At 61.9% G+C, this 13,503-nt stretch carries 14 protein-coding genes; 3 read left to right on the top strand and 11 right to left on the bottom strand.

Annotation, left to right across the window (positions count from 1 at the left end; translation table 11 throughout):
• Nucleotides 1-8: 8 nt before the first annotated feature.
• From pheS to DVB37_RS09060, 5 genes are all read right to left on the bottom strand, one after another.
• A complete protein-coding gene (pheS, locus tag DVB37_RS09080) occupies nucleotides 9-1,031 on the bottom strand; it encodes a phenylalanine--tRNA ligase subunit alpha (RefSeq protein WP_006218742.1) in 1,023 nt (340 codons plus the stop codon).
• Between the two features lie 77 nt (nucleotides 1,032-1,108).
• On the bottom strand, nucleotides 1,109-1,468 hold the full coding sequence (rplT, locus tag DVB37_RS09075; RefSeq protein WP_006218741.1) for a 50S ribosomal protein L20: 360 nt from the start codon (nucleotides 1,466-1,468) through the stop codon (nucleotides 1,109-1,111).
• A gap of 15 nt (nucleotides 1,469-1,483) precedes the next feature.
• The gene (rpmI, locus tag DVB37_RS09070; protein ID WP_006218740.1) at nucleotides 1,484-1,681 is read right to left on the bottom strand and encodes a 50S ribosomal protein L35; all 198 of its coding nucleotides are present in this window, start codon (nucleotides 1,679-1,681) and stop codon (nucleotides 1,484-1,486) included.
• Nucleotides 1,682-2,098: 417 nt separating this feature from the next.
• A complete protein-coding gene (locus DVB37_RS09065; RefSeq protein ID WP_104145402.1) occupies nucleotides 2,099-3,631 on the bottom strand; it encodes a YifB family Mg chelatase-like AAA ATPase in 1,533 nt (510 codons plus the stop codon).
• A 330-nt stretch (nucleotides 3,632-3,961) separates the two neighbouring features.
• Complete coding sequence (locus tag DVB37_RS09060) at nucleotides 3,962-4,213, bottom strand: accessory factor UbiK family protein (RefSeq protein ID WP_006218738.1); 252 nt, start codon at nucleotides 4,211-4,213, stop codon at nucleotides 3,962-3,964.
• 409 nt (nucleotides 4,214-4,622) lie between these two features.
• Here DVB37_RS09060 and DVB37_RS09055 point away from each other — a divergent pair, with 409 nt between their 5' ends.
• The 3 genes from DVB37_RS09055 (at nucleotide 4,623) to amt (ending at nucleotide 6,595) form a co-directional block, all read left to right on the top strand.
• Nucleotides 4,623-4,841, top strand: a complete 219-nt coding sequence (locus DVB37_RS09055; RefSeq protein ID WP_120154703.1) for a hypothetical protein — start codon at nucleotides 4,623-4,625, stop codon at nucleotides 4,839-4,841.
• A 144-nt stretch (nucleotides 4,842-4,985) separates the two neighbouring features.
• A complete protein-coding gene (locus tag DVB37_RS09050; protein ID WP_006218735.1) occupies nucleotides 4,986-5,324 on the top strand; it encodes a P-II family nitrogen regulator in 339 nt (112 codons plus the stop codon).
• A gap of 32 nt (nucleotides 5,325-5,356) precedes the next feature.
• Complete coding sequence (amt, locus tag DVB37_RS09045) at nucleotides 5,357-6,595, top strand: ammonium transporter (RefSeq protein WP_046807729.1); 1,239 nt, start codon at nucleotides 5,357-5,359, stop codon at nucleotides 6,593-6,595.
• 210 nt (nucleotides 6,596-6,805) lie between these two features.
• On the opposite strand, the gene ptsP is transcribed toward amt, so the two are convergent.
• From ptsP to thrS, 6 genes are all read right to left on the bottom strand, one after another.
• Nucleotides 6,806-8,464: a phosphoenolpyruvate--protein phosphotransferase gene (gene ptsP, locus DVB37_RS09040; protein WP_046807728.1), complete on the bottom strand. Its 1,659-nt coding sequence runs from the start codon at nucleotides 8,462-8,464 to the stop codon at nucleotides 6,806-6,808.
• A 154-nt stretch (nucleotides 8,465-8,618) separates the two neighbouring features.
• Complete coding sequence (locus tag DVB37_RS09035) at nucleotides 8,619-8,888, bottom strand: HPr family phosphocarrier protein (protein WP_046807727.1); 270 nt, start codon at nucleotides 8,886-8,888, stop codon at nucleotides 8,619-8,621.
• Between the two features lie 116 nt (nucleotides 8,889-9,004).
• Nucleotides 9,005-9,406 carry a PTS sugar transporter subunit IIA gene (locus tag DVB37_RS09030; protein WP_120154701.1) on the bottom strand — a complete coding sequence of 134 codons (402 nt, stop codon included), beginning with the start codon at nucleotides 9,404-9,406 and terminating at the stop codon, nucleotides 9,005-9,007.
• Between the two features lie 17 nt (nucleotides 9,407-9,423).
• Nucleotides 9,424-10,395 (bottom strand): glutathione synthase, encoded by a 972-nt coding sequence (gene gshB / locus DVB37_RS09025; protein WP_120154699.1) that lies wholly within the window; start codon nucleotides 10,393-10,395, stop codon nucleotides 9,424-9,426.
• A gap of 157 nt (nucleotides 10,396-10,552) precedes the next feature.
• On the bottom strand, nucleotides 10,553-11,107 hold the full coding sequence (gene infC / locus DVB37_RS09020) for a translation initiation factor IF-3 (RefSeq protein WP_081451529.1): 555 nt from the start codon (nucleotides 11,105-11,107) through the stop codon (nucleotides 10,553-10,555).
• 20 nt (nucleotides 11,108-11,127) lie between these two features.
• Nucleotides 11,128-13,080, bottom strand: coding sequence for a threonine--tRNA ligase (thrS, locus tag DVB37_RS09015; protein WP_120154696.1), 1,953 nt, complete (start codon nucleotides 13,078-13,080; stop codon nucleotides 11,128-11,130).
• Between the last annotated feature and the right edge of the window lie 423 nt (nucleotides 13,081-13,503).

The raw sequence follows: 13,503 nt of genomic DNA, 5'->3' as shown, positions 1-13,503 counted from the left end.
GCCGTCTGTTATTCGTTGAACTGGCGCAAGAAGCGCAAATCGCCTTCGTAGAACTGGCGCAGGTCGTTGACGCCGTAGCGCAACATCGTCAGGCGCTCAAGGCCGGAACCAAAGGCAAAGCCGATGTAGCGCTCGGGATCAAGGCCGAAGTTGCGCACCACTTCGGGGTGCACCTGGCCCGAGCCGGAAATTTCCAGCCAGCGACCACGGTTGGGACCCGAGGTGAACATCATGTCGATTTCGGCGGACGGCTCCGTGAACGGGAAGAACGACGGGCGGAAGCGCACGACAAGATCATCGCTTTCAAAGAAGCAACGCAGGAAATCGGTGTACACGCCCTTCAGGTCGGCAAACGAGATGTCCTCGGCGATCCAGAGCCCTTCCACTTGGTGGAACATGGGCGAGTGCGTGGCGTCGCTGTCGACGCGATAGGTGCGCCCGGGTGCAATCACCTTGATGGGCGGCTTGTGCATGCGGGCATAACGCACCTGCATGGGGCTGGTGTGCGTGCGCAGCAGCAGCGGCAGGCCGTCGGCGTCGTTCATGTCGACGTAGAACGTGTCCTGCATGGAACGCGCCGGATGGTCCAGCGGGTTGTTCAATGCGGTGAAATTGGTCCAGTCGTTTTCCACTTCGGGGCCGTCGGCCACGTCGAAGCCAATGGAACGGAAGATAGCTTCCACACGTTCCCAGGTCCGGATCACCGGATGGATGCCCCCCGGCGCGCGACCGCGGCCCGGCAGGGTGACGTCAATGGTTTCAGAAGCCAGTCGGGCGTCCAGTTCCGCCTGCGCCAATGCAGCGCGGCGCGAATTCAGGAGCTCTTCGACTTGTTGCTTGGCCTGATTGATACGGGCGCCCATCTCGCGCTTCTGCTCGGGATCGAGCTTGCCCAGACCCTTGAGCAGCACCGTCAGTGCGCCTTCCTTACCCAGGAATCGAGCCTTTGCGTTCTCGAGCGCGGCGGCATCCGTAGCCGCGGCGAACCGTTCTTGCGCCTGGGAGACCAGGTCGTCAACCAATAGAGTCATGAAATCCAGCCTTCAAAACGCAAACGGGGCTATTACAGCCCCGTTTGCAGCGATGCGCGATGAGTTAAAGCGCGCGATCAGGCAGCCAAGGCAGCCTTGGCTTGCTGCACGATGGCGGCAAAGCCGGCCTTGTCGCGCACGGCCAGATCGGCCAGGACCTTACGATCCAGTTCAATCGAAGCCTTCTTCAGACCAGCGATGAACACGCTGTAGCTGACGCCATGTTCGCGGACAGCAGCGTTGATACGCGTGATCCACAGAGCACGGAACGTGCGCTTCTTGTTACGACGGTCGCGGTAGGCGTATTGGCCAGCGCGCATGACTGCTTGCTTGGCAATACGGAACACATTACCGCGGCGGCCACGGTAACCCTTGGCGGCGGCAATGACTTTTTTGTGACGTGCGCGGGCAGTTACGCCGCGTTTGACGCGAGGCATATTAAGTCTCCCTTATCAAGCGAAAGGCATCATGGCCTTGACGGAGGCCACGTTGGATTCATGAACGGCCGTCGAGCCGCGCAATTGACGCTTGGCCTTCGTGGTCTTCTTGGTCAGAATGTGGCGCTTGAACGCCTGACCGCGCTTGATGGAGCCGCTGCCGCGAACCTTAAAGCGCTTGGAGGCGCTTTTCTTGGTTTTCATCTTGGGCATGATGATTCCCTAAACTTAAACTCGTTGTTGATTTGACATGACGCGAGGTGCTTGGGCGCTGGTGGCTGGCAGCCCGAAGGCTGGTACCGACACAACGGCAAAACTTGTAAACCTGTTGCCACTTCTTGGGGGGTACTGCTGGGTATTGCTGAGGTATTGCTGGGTACTGCTGCCGAGACATTGCTGTACTACTACCGGCAAACGCCTATTGATTTTCAGCGCGGCCAGCTTGGCTTATCTCTTTGCTGCTACTTCTTTGCTGCTACTTCTTTGCTGCTACTTCTTTCCTGGAACGTCTGCCGCTAAAAAGCACGCCAGATCCGGGAAAGCCTTTGATTATATGGTGATTTCCCGGGTGTTGTCGAGCCGGAATGCGGAAAAACCCCAGGTGGACGCACAGCCGGCTTCCAAGGAACCCTACAAACCCGGCCGGCGGTACTGAACCGCCTGGGCAACATGACTGGCAGCCAGCGCGTCGGCCCCTTCAAGATCGGCGATCGTGCGGGCAACGCGCAGCGCCCGGTGCAGCGCCCGCCCGGAACCCGACAAACGCCGCATGGCCTGAAAGAGTAGCGCCTGCGCATCCGCCTGCATCACACAGTGCTGATCCAGCTCGGCGCCGCTCAACGCAGCGTTCAGCTTGCCCTGACGGTCGTGCTGCCGCTGTCGGCAGCGCGTGACCCGTTCAAGCACGTGCCCGGAGGCTTCGCCAGGCGGGCCCGCCATTGATTCGGGGTCAGAGGGTGGCAGTGCCACGTGCAGGTCGATCCGATCCAGTAGTGGCCCCGATATCTTGCCCACATAGCGCGCAATCTGGTCCGGTTTGCATACACAGGCCCGCACCGGGTGCCCGCGCCATCCGCACGGGCAGGGATTCATTGCCGCGATCAATTGAAAACGCGCCGGAAATTGCGCCGCGTGTAACGCCCGGGCGATAACCACCCTGCCCGCCTCCAAGGGCTCGCGCAAGGCTTCCAGCGTGCGCCGACTGTACTCGGGCAGTTCGTCCAGGAACAGCACGCCATTGTGCGCCAGGCTGATCTCGCCGGGGCGGGGCCGGCTGCCCCCGCCCACCAAGGCGGCGACCGAGGCGGAATGGTGTGGTGCGCGAAACGGCGGCTGGCCCATCAACGTTTGCGGCAAGCCCGCCAAGGCGGAGACGGCGGCCGCTTCCAACGCCTGAGATCGATCCAGCGGCGGCAGCAAGCCCGGCAAACGCGACGCCAGCATGCTTTTGCCGGCGCCCGGCGGACCCACCATCAGCAGGCTATGGCCGCCCGCCGCCGCCACTTCCAGCGCCCGCCTTGCACCCGCCTGCCCCCGGACATCCGACAGGCACGGCCCGGGTGGCGCCTGTGGCCATGCCTTGGGGACGGCATCGGCAAGGCGATGCGAGCCGGCCGCATGCGCAGCGACATCGGCCAGGCTGCGCGCGGACAAAACGCGCAGGTCCGGCACCCATGCGGCCTCTTCAGCGCTGCCCGCCGGCAGTATCAGCGTGGCGCCGGGTGCATCCCGCGCCACGCTCAAGGCAATAACCAAGGGTGCGGCAACGGGCACCAGCGCGCCGGTCAGGGATAGTTCGCCGGCGAACACCAGATCAACCAAAGAGGGATCAGGCCCCCTTGGCTGCCCCTCCCCTTGGCCCGCAACGGGCGCGGATAGCTGACCGGAAGCCAGCAGCAGGCCTAACGCGATAGGCAGATCAAAGCGACCTGATTCCTTGGGGATGTCGGCCGGCGACAAATTGACAGTGATGCGGCCGGGCGGGAAATCAAACCCGCTGTTCAATATCGCGGCACGCACGCGTTCACGGCTTTCGCGCACTTCGGTGTCCGCAAGCCCCACGACGTTGAAGCTGGGCAGGCCGGGGCCCAAATGGGTCTCGACCCGAACAGCGTGCGCGTGCATGCCACTGAGCGCGCGGCTGGCAAGTACGGCAAGCGTCAAGACAGTCTCCGTGAATACAAGACCGTCAGTATCGGCAATTCCGTCCGGCGCGATGGGCCGAGCGGGACAATGATGTCCCTTGTTCCTTGCCCCCCGTTCCTGTTCCCCGTTCCTGTTTCCCCCTCCTCTGCCCCCCCTGCCCCCGATCGCCAGGCCCCGATCACTTCTCCGAGATCGCTTGCGCGTGCGCCCCCTTCCCTGTTCCCCAAAGCAAAACGACCGCACGGTGCGGTCGTTCTGCTTTGCTTTGTGACGGGGACTGCCGAGCGGCTCACGGTGAGCGACTCACGGCGAGCGGCTAGCTGCTAACGGCTAGCCCCTGACGGCACATCACTTGTCCAGCGCGGACAAGCGCGATTCCATCTGTTGTACCTGTGCGGCAAGCTGGTCCACGCGGGCGCGCGTACGCGCCAGCAAATCGGCTTGTACGTCGAATTCTTCGCGCGTGACCAAGTCCAGCTTCGAGAACGCCTGCGTCATCATGGCGCGCACATTGCGCTCCACATCCGCAGCCGGGCTGCGGGCAATCAGGTCAGAAATATTTTTCTGGATGTCTTCCATCCACTGGGTGCGATTATTCATAGCGGCCTCTCTGGTTCTTGATGCCTCAAGTGTAGTGCCTTGCCGAGCCGACGCAGCCACGCCTCGCCAGCGCGTGCCAAAAAAAAGGGCGGGCCGCATGCGGTGACCGCCCATCAAAGCACAGGAGAAAACCGGGCTGCCATGGCGGCAACCCCCTACCAACATCGTTACAGGCAACCCATCTGGCTTGCCGATCGCGCATATAAATCCGACGACTGCTTGCATTGCGCCGCTAGCGGCGTCGTGCCAGCAACGGCAGCCCACTGCGATTTGGCCGCCTGACGTTGCTTGCTGCTTACTGCTTGGCGCTTGCCTCAGCCGGAGCTGTCTTGATTCTTCTTCACCCGTCCCCCGGCAACAAGCCGACGCCTGTAATCCCTGGTATCAAGGGAATCCTCCATTTGGCCAATTGAATAGCCGCCCGAATACCGAACACGGCGGCCTTGAAACCCGGGTCACCGTTGCGCCGCAACGCTTCGCGGCCGGTTCACACCGACCGGGCAAAGCGGGCACCGAAGAAAACGGCAATACAAACCGCAACGGCCACGGCATCAACTGGCTACAAATGCCGCTTTTGAAACATATTTCGTTGCATGCACCCAATGGCGCGCATCACGCACCATATTGAGGCCGCTCCGTGGTGCATAACGCCCCATATTGGTGCGTACAGGCACAACATGCGCGCGTGCAGCCCGCATTCCACGCGCCAGGAAACATGGCATGGATATTGCTTGATAGTCGGAGCCAACGTGCAACCATGAGAGGAAATGCCATGAAACTCATCATCGCCATCATCAAGCCCTTCAAGCTCGACGAAGTGCGGGTGGCTCTATCCGGGATCGGCGTCCAGGGCCTGACTGTTACCGAAGTAAAGGGTTTTGGCCGTCAAAAGGGCCATACCGAGCTGTATCGCGGCGCGGAATACGCCGTGGACTTTCTGCCCAAGCTGCGTGTCGAAGCCGCCGTGCCCGATCACCTTGTGGACCAGGTCATCGAGGCGATCGAGCAAGCCGCTCGTACCGGCAAGATCGGTGACGGCAAGATCTTTGCCGCCCCGCTGGAACAGGTGATCCGTATCCGCACAGGTGAAGCTGGCGAAGCTGCGCTGTAAATAAATAAAGAAAGACTCATTGGAGCCTGAAAATGGATAAAGCAGATATCTCCTGGTTGCTCGTCTCTACCCTGCTCGTATTGATGATGGCCGTACCCGGTCTGGCGATGTTCTATGGCGGCCTGGTACGCAGCAAGAACGTGCTGTCTGTGTTGCTGCAAGTGTTGTGCACGTTCGTGTTGGGCCTGGTTCTCTGGTTCATCTACGGTTATTCGCTCGCCTTCACCGAAGGCAATGCATTCTTCGGCGGCCTGTCGCGCGCCTTCTTCTCTGGCATGTTCACACCGGCTGACGGCAAGTACGCCATGTCGAACACCCTGACCGAGCTGCTGTTCGCCTCGTTCCAGGCCACGTTCGCCGGCATCACTTGCGCGCTGATCGTGGGCAGCTTTGCCGAGCGCGCCCGCTTTTCGGCCGTGCTGGTGTTCACGGTGATCTGGTTCACGTTTGCCTACGTGCCGATCGCCCACATGGTGTGGTTCGCGTCCGAAACGGCGCCTGGCCTGCTGAACGCCAAGGGCGCACTGGACTTTGCCGGCGGCACGGTGGTGCACATCAACGCCGGTGTGGCCGGCCTGGTGGGTGCTTATGTGGTGGGTAAGCGCGTGGGCTACGGCCGCGAAGCGATGCAACCGCACAACCTGCCGATGACCTTCGTGGGCGCCGCCCTGCTGTGGGTGGGCTGGTTCGGCTTTAACGCGGGTTCGGCGCTGGCCGCCAACGAGAACGCCACGCTGGCCTTCTTCAACACGATGATCGCAACTGCCGGTGCCGTCCTGGCCTGGTTGTTCACGGAATGGGCCGTCAAGGGCAAGCCGTCGATGCTGGGCGCTGCGTCCGGCGCGATCGCGGGTCTGGTGGGCATCACGCCGGCAGCCGGCCTGGTCGGCCCGGTGGGCGCACTGATCATCGGCGTGATCGCCGGCATCGTCTGCGTCTGGGGTGTGAATGGCCTGAAGCGTTTGCTGCGTGCCGATGACGCGCTGGATGTGTTCGGCGTGCACGGTGTGGGCGGTATCGTCGGCGCCTTGCTGACCGGCGTGTTCAATGCGCAGGTCCTCGGTGGCCCCGGTCTGGCCGAACCCGGCATGATCGCCCACCAACTGTGGGTGCAGCTGGAAGGCGTGCTGCTGACCATCGTCTGGTCCGGTGTGGTGGCGTGGATTGCCTACAAGATCGCCAACGCCCTGTGCGGCCTGCGTGTGCCGGAAGATCAGGAACGCGAAGGTCTGGACGTCACCAGCCACGGCGAATCGGCTTATCACAGCTAAAGCGGTTTGCAAGCCTGCGGCTTGACTGCCGCAGGGCTTGCCAGAAACGGCGTCGGGGGCTGCCCCCCGACGCCGTTTTTCATTGGTGACTCCGGATGCAAAGGCAAAGAAAAACGCCCCGTTCAGGGGCGCTCAACGTCTGGCAGGCTCGGAATGGCCAATACAGGCCAATACAGGCTAATACCGGAAAATTCGGCCCGCCCGGCCGATTCAGGCCGGGTCCAGCGCGTCCAGGTCGACAGGCAAGGCACGGTTGAGCGCGGTGGCCACTTTGATCCGCAAGGCGTTCGAATGCGCGCGCCGCACCTCGCGCTTGACGTCCAGCAACTGCTGCGGGTGCATGGAAAATTCCGTCAGGCCCAGGCCCAGCAACAGGCGTGTCATGCGTGAATCGCCCGCCATTTCGCCGCACACCGCTACCGGCTTGCCGGCGCGCTCGCCCGCGTTGATGGTGTTGGCCACCAGGCGCAGCACGGCGGGATGCAGCGGGTCGTACAGCGCGGCAACATCATGGTCGCCACGGTCAATGGCCAACGTGTACTGGATCAGGTCGTTGGTGCCGATAGACAGGAAATCCAGCGCCTGCGCGAAGGGCTCGATGGCGATTGCGATGGCGGGCACTTCCACCATTGCACCCACTTCCATGTGCGGCGCATACGCCTGCCCACGCGCATCAAGCTCGCGGCGCGCCGCCTCGATGGCAGCCTTGGTGGCCACCACTTCGTGCATGTGCGCAATCATGGGGATCAGCAACCGAACCGGGCCGTGCGCCGATGCCCGCAAGATGGCGCGCAGCTGCGTGGCGAACATTTCCGGACGCGCCAGGCAGTAGCGGATTGCGCGCTGGCCCAGCGCGGGATTGGTAGCCACGGTGGCTTCGCCGTCCAGCGTCTTGTCCGACCCGATGTCCAGCGTGCGGATCGTGACGGGCCTGCCGGCCATGACCTTGACCACTGATGAATAGGCTTCGTATTGCTCTTCTTCGCCGGGCAGGTCCGGCCGGCCCATGAACAGGAATTCGCTGCGGAACAGGCCGATGCCGTGCGCGCCGGACGCCAGCGCCAGCGCGGCCTCTTCCGGCAGTTCGATATTGGCGTGCAGGACGATGTCGATGCCATCCAGCGTCACGGAAGGCTCGTCGCGCAATAGGCCCAGCTCTGCGCGTTCATCGGCGTACACGGCCTGGCGGCGGCGGTATTCCTGAAGAATGCGGTCAGACGGATTGACCACCACCGCGCCGGCCGCGCCGTCGATGATGAGCATGTCGCCATCGCGTACCAGCTCGCGTACGTTGCCCATGGCAACCACGGCCGGCACGCCCATGCTGCGCGCCACGATGGCGGTATGGGACGTGGGGCCGCCCAGATCGGTCACGAAAGCGGCGAAGCGGCCGCCGCGCAAGCGCAGCATGTCCGCCGGAGAAATGTCGTGAGCCACGACCACCAGCGCATCGTCGCCGCCCATGTGGGACATGTCGGGCAGGATGGCGGACGTGCCGGCAAGCACATGCAGCACGCGCTCGATGACCTGGCGTACGTCGGCCCCACGCTCGCGCAGGTACTCGTCTTCCATGGCGTCGAACTGCTGGCCCAGCATCTGGCCTTGCGTGGTCAGCGCCCACTCGGCGTTGTAGTGACGTTCGGCGATCAGGCCCAGCGTTTGCTCGGCCAGCAAGGGGTCACCCAAGAGCAGGCTGTGCACGTTGAGCATGGCGCCCAGCTCGCGCGGCGCGTCGGCGGGCAAGGTGTCGGCCAATAGCCGAAGCTCTTGTTGCGCCGATGCCAGGGCCTCGGTCAGGCGGCTGCTTTCGGCGGGCACATCTTCGGGTGATATCCGGTAGTGCGCCACTTCCAGCGCCGCGGCGCCCATGACGACCGCGCGGCCGATGGCATATCCCTTGGCAACGCCTTTGCCATAAAGACAAACGACGGGGCTGGCGCGGCCAGCCCCGTCGTGGGCGATGTTCAGGGTCGTAGACGGGCCGGCCTCGGCAACGCCAGGGCCGGCGGATTCAGGGGGTGTTCTATTCCTGCTCACCGAATTTGCTGTCGAACAGAGTTTCGATTTCGGAAAGGGCTTGATCGGCGTCATTGCCGGAAGCCTCCAGTTTGACCGTCACGCCAAGCCCGGCCGCCAGCATCATGACGCCCATGATGCTTTTGGCGTTCACGCGTTGCGCGCCACGCGAGATGAAGATCTCGCTGGAGAACTTGCTGGCCAGTTGCGTCAGCTTGGCGGCGGCCCGCGCATGCAAACCCAATTTATTGCTGATGACGATGTCTTTAGTAGGCATAGGAAATATTATGACCGCGGATTAACGCCGCAGTGTTGATCGCAGCAAAGAGGCAAACCGTCAACCGCATTTCGACCGGAAATACCAGCCGACATAATAGGGCAAATTCCTGCCCGTCAGTCTACACGCAAGACACCCTGCACGCCGCCGGCCAAGGCCTTTTCGCGCGTATCGGCAAGCGGTAGATTGCGATAGGTCAAGGCGCGCAGCAGCATGGGGGTATTCAGGCCGGCCAGGACACAGCACTGAATGCCCTGCGCCTGGGCATCGGCCACGGCGCGCTTGGAGATATTGGCGGGGGTGGCGCCGATCAGGTCCGTCAGCACCAGCACACCGGCGCCGTGATCCTGTTCAAGAATATCTTTCAGGACGGCCGGTGCCTGCTCATCGGGCCGGTCCTCGGGCAGGATGTCGTGAATGGCCAGCATGCCGTCAAGGTCGCCCATGACGTGGCTGGCGCATTCGCGCATCGCCGCGCCCAAAGGCGCGTGCACGACGATAACAATACCCGTGGTCATGACGGATTCCAGAAAGATCAGGCTGCCGGGGCAGTATTCGCCACGGCTTTTTCAAGCGCCTGGACGAACATGCCCGCGACATCGAAGCCAGTCTGTTCGGCAATCTCGACGAAACAGGTGGGGCTGGTGACGTTGACTTCGGTGACGTAATCGCCAATGACGTCCAAGCCGACCAGCAGCAGGCCGCGAGCGGCAAGCTTGGGGGCGACGGCTTCGGCGATTTCGCGATCGCGCGGCGACAATTCCTGCGCCACGCCACGGCCGCCGGCGGCCAGGTTGCCGCGCGTTTCACCGGCCAGCGGAATGCGCGCCAGCGAATACGGCACCGGCTCACCGCCGATGAGCAGGATGCGCTTGTCACCCTTGACGATGTCAGGGATGTAGCGCTGAGCCATGATGGTGCGCGCGCCGTTGTCGGTCAGCGTTTCCAGGATGGCGTTCAGGTTGGGGTCTTTGGGTTGCAGGCGGAACACGCCCGTGCCACCCATGCCGTCAAGCGGTTTGACGATCACGTCGTGGTGCGTATCATGAAACGCCTTCAGGCGAGCCATGTTGCGCGTCACCAGCGTCGGGGCGGTGAACTCGCTGATTTCGGTGATGGCCAGCTTTTCGGGATGGTTGCGAATGGCCGCGCCGCTGTTGAACACGCGGGCGCCCTGCGCTTCGGCGTATTCGAGCAGATGCGTCGAATACACGTATTCCATGTCGAAAGGAGGGTCTTTGCGCATCACGACGGCGCCAAAATCGGCCAGCGGCAGATCTTGTGCGGGGGACTCGGTCCACCAGTCGTGGCCGTGCAAGTCGGCATCCGCGACCAGCGCGATCGGCGTGGTAACGGCCTTGACCGTGCCGGCCTCGATGTAGAGATCGCCCTGCATGGCCACGCTAAGCGTGTGGCCGCGCGCCACGAGGGCACGCATCATGGCAACCGAACTGTCCTTGTACGCCTTGAGAAGCGGCAAGGGATCCAAAACGAACAAAACATGCATCGCGACACCCTGAACGTACGCCGCCTTCCCTGGCGGGAAGGCGGCTTTATGACATCGTAGCGCAGAGCCGCCCAATAAGCGAACCCGCCGGTCACGTGACGGACGGCGGGTCGGATGGGAAGCGGCCAAGCCTTCTTGCAAAGGCTATGGCTGGAACTTACGCGGCAGATTCAGGCTTGCCCGCAGCGGGCACGGCCTTCTTCTTGGGCGCCAGCACCATGACCATCTGACGGCCTTCGAGCTTCGGCATGGCTTCGACCTGGGCAAGTTCCAGCAGATCGTCACGCACACGTTCAAGCACACGCATACCCAGTTCCTGGTGAGCCATTTCGCGGCCACGGAAGCGCAGGGTCACCTTGGCCTTGTCGCCCTCTTCGAGGAAGCGGCGCAGGTTGCGCAGCTTGACTTGGTAGTCGCCCTCGTCGGTGGCCGGACGGAATTTGACTTCCTTGACCTGGATGACCTTCTGCTTGGAACGAGCTTCAGCTTGGCGCTTCTGCTCTTGGTACTTGAACTTACCGTAGTCCATCAAACGGCAGACCGGCGGCTCGGCGTTCGGCGCGATTTCCACCAGATCCACGTCGCTTTGCTCGGAAAGACGGAACGCGTCGGCGATCTTGACGATGCCCAGCTGTTCTCCGTCCAGACCTATCAGGCGCACCTCGGGGACGCGGATTTCACCGTTGATGCGATTGGCTTTTTCAGTGGCGATGTTGAAAGCTCCTAGAAATGTTAAGCAGCACTGCTATCAGGTTGATTGACGTCGCGACGGGCAGAAACATCCTCGGACAATCGCGCGACGAATTCGTCGTATGCGATGGCGCCAAGGTCCAATCCACCCAGACCGCGGACGGCTACGGTGCCGTTTTGTTTTTCCTTGTCGCCGACGACAAGAATGTACGGCACCTTTTGCAGGCTGTGCTCCCGGATTTTACGAGTGATTTTTTCACCACGCAAATCGGACTCTACTCTAAAGCCTTGTTTTTTCAGGCTTTGTGTTATTTCAGCCGCATAATCGGCCGAAGGTTCAGAAATGCAGCATACAACGGCTTGCACCGGGGCCAGCCAGGGCGGCATCGCGCCGGCATGGTTTTCGATCAGCATGCCGATGAAACGCTCGAGCGAACCCAGGATGGCACGGTGCAGCATGACCGGCGGACGACGCTGGTCGTTTTGGTCGACATACTCGGCGCCAAGGCGCACGGGCATGGAGAAGTCGACCTGAATGGTACCGCATTGCCAGTGGCGCCCGATGGCGTCTTTCAGGGTGTATTCCACCTTGGGACCGTAAAACGCGCCTTCCCCCGGGGAAATCTCGAATTCGCAACCCGTGCGGCGCAGGCTTTCCGTCAACGCCTGCTCGGCCGTATCCCAGACTTCGTCAGAGCCGATGCGCTTTTCAGGACGCGTGGCGACCTTGTACAGCACTTCGGTAAAGCCGAAATCGCGATAGACCTTCTGTAGCAGGGCCGTGAAGTCGGCGCATTCGTCTTGCAGCTGATCTTCGGTACAGAAGATGTGGCCGTCATCCTGCGTGAACCCGCGCACGCGCATCATGCCGTGCAGCGAACCCGAGGGTTCGTTGCGGTGGCACTGGCCAAATTCGCCATAGCGCAGCGGCAGTTCGCGATAGGAATGCAGGCCGGCGTTGAAGATCTGCACGTGGCCCGGGCAGTTCATCGGCTTCAGGCCATAGACGCGGTTCTCGGACTCGGTCGTGAACATGTTTTCACGATAGTTGTCCCAGTGGCCCGTCTTCTTCCACAGCGAAATATCAAGGATCTGCGGCGCCTTGACTTCCTGGTAGCCGTTGTTGTTGTAGACGGCGCGCATGTATTGCTCGACCTGCTGCCACAACGCCCAACCCTTGGGATGCCAGAAAATCAGGCCCGGCGCTTCATCCTGGAAGTGGAACAGGTCAAGTTCGCGGCCGATCTTGCGGTGATCGCGGCGCTCGGCCTCTTCCAGCATGTGCAGGTAGGCTTCCTGTTCTTCCTTGGTGGCCCAGGCCGTGCCATAGATGCGCTGAAGCATTTCGTTCTTGCTGTCGCCGCGCCAATAGGCGCCGGCCACCTTCATCAGCTTGAACACCTTCAGCTTGCCGGTGGACGGCACGTGGGGGCCGCGGCACAGGTCGATGAAATCGCCTTCGCGATACAGGCTCAGGGGCTCGTTGGACGGGATCGACGCGATGATCTCGGCCTTGTACTTTTCGCCGATACCCTTGAAGAATTCAACGGCATCATCGCGCGACCATTCTTCACGCGTCACAACCTCGTCTTTCTTGGCAAGCTCGGCCATCTTCTTTTCGATGGCGACCAAGTCTTCGGGCGTGAACGGGCGCTTGTACGAGAAGTCGTAGTAGAAGCCGTTGTCGATCACGGGACCGATGGTGACCTGAGCGTCCGGAAACAGCTCCTTCACGGCATAGGCCAGCAAGTGGGCCGTCGAGTGCCGGATCAGATCCAGGCCATCGGCGTCCTTGGCGGTCACGATTGCCAGGCGCGCATCGCCTTCGATGCGATAGCTTGTGTCGACCAGCTTGGACGACTCGCCTTCAAACGTCACGCGGCCGCCCAAGGCGGCCTTGGCCAGGCCCGTACCGATCGACTGAGCCACTTCGGCGACCGTGACCGGCCCCGGATATTGGCGTTGCGAACCATCGGGCAATGTGATCTGTACCATCGGGAGTGCTTCCTGGGGTTCTTGGAACGAGAAAAAAATCAATGAACGAAAACGAAAAACGCGGCCTGATAGCCGCGTTTTCTGGTTGTCTTGCTGAGTCTTACCGCTGACCTGACACGGTGAAACCCGACGCACGAAAAACTAACGCGACATAGGGCGAAAGTTCCGGGTCGTAGTTCGTGCCAGCAGGAAAAGCATGATTCTGAGCCTGTTCAAACGCGCCAGGACGGCGCGTTGCAAGGTTGCGCGATCGATACCAACCAAGACCGGGCCGGGGGCACCCCAGCAACCAACGGATCGACCGAAATTAATGTGTCGATTGTAGCACCCTTTGCGCCTTTTCCGGGCGCCAGTCAAGCGAATATGCCCAGTCTTGCGGCTGATTGAATGCTCGTTCCAGGGTGCAAAGGTCCGATATTCGGG

This window comes from Achromobacter sp. B7 (genome assembly GCF_003600685.1).
Lineage (GTDB): Bacteria > Pseudomonadota > Gammaproteobacteria > Burkholderiales > Burkholderiaceae_B > Achromobacter > Achromobacter spanius_B.
This window is presented reverse-complemented; position numbering and strand designations above follow the sequence as displayed.

What these genes read in the sequence shown, in the direction of transcription:
- pheS (WP_006218742.1), bottom strand. Translation starts at nt 1,031, where the DNA reads ATGACTCTATTGGTTGACGACCTGGTCTCCCAGGCGCAAGAACGGTTC.
- rplT (WP_006218741.1), bottom strand. Translation starts at nt 1,468, where the DNA reads ATGCCTCGCGTCAAACGCGGCGTAACTGCCCGCGCACGTCACAAAAAA.
- rpmI (WP_006218740.1), bottom strand. Translation starts at nt 1,681, where the DNA reads ATGCCCAAGATGAAAACCAAGAAAAGCGCCTCCAAGCGCTTTAAGGTT.
- DVB37_RS09060 (WP_006218738.1), bottom strand. Translation starts at nt 4,213, where the DNA reads ATGAATAATCGCACCCAGTGGATGGAAGACATCCAGAAAAATATTTCT.
- DVB37_RS09050 (WP_006218735.1), top strand. Translation starts at nt 4,986, where the DNA reads ATGAAACTCATCATCGCCATCATCAAGCCCTTCAAGCTCGACGAAGTG.
- amt (WP_046807729.1), top strand. Translation starts at nt 5,357, where the DNA reads ATGGATAAAGCAGATATCTCCTGGTTGCTCGTCTCTACCCTGCTCGTA.
- ptsP (WP_046807728.1), bottom strand. Translation starts at nt 8,464, where the DNA reads ATGGGCGCCGCGGCGCTGGAAGTGGCGCACTACCGGATATCACCCGAA.
- DVB37_RS09035 (WP_046807727.1), bottom strand. Translation starts at nt 8,888, where the DNA reads ATGCCTACTAAAGACATCGTCATCAGCAATAAATTGGGTTTGCATGCG.
- DVB37_RS09030 (WP_120154701.1), bottom strand. Translation starts at nt 9,406, where the DNA reads ATGACCACGGGTATTGTTATCGTCGTGCACGCGCCTTTGGGCGCGGCG.
- gshB (WP_120154699.1), bottom strand. Translation starts at nt 10,395, where the DNA reads ATGCATGTTTTGTTCGTTTTGGATCCCTTGCCGCTTCTCAAGGCGTAC.
- thrS (WP_120154696.1), bottom strand. Translation starts at nt 13,080, where the DNA reads ATGGTACAGATCACATTGCCCGATGGTTCGCAACGCCAATATCCGGGG.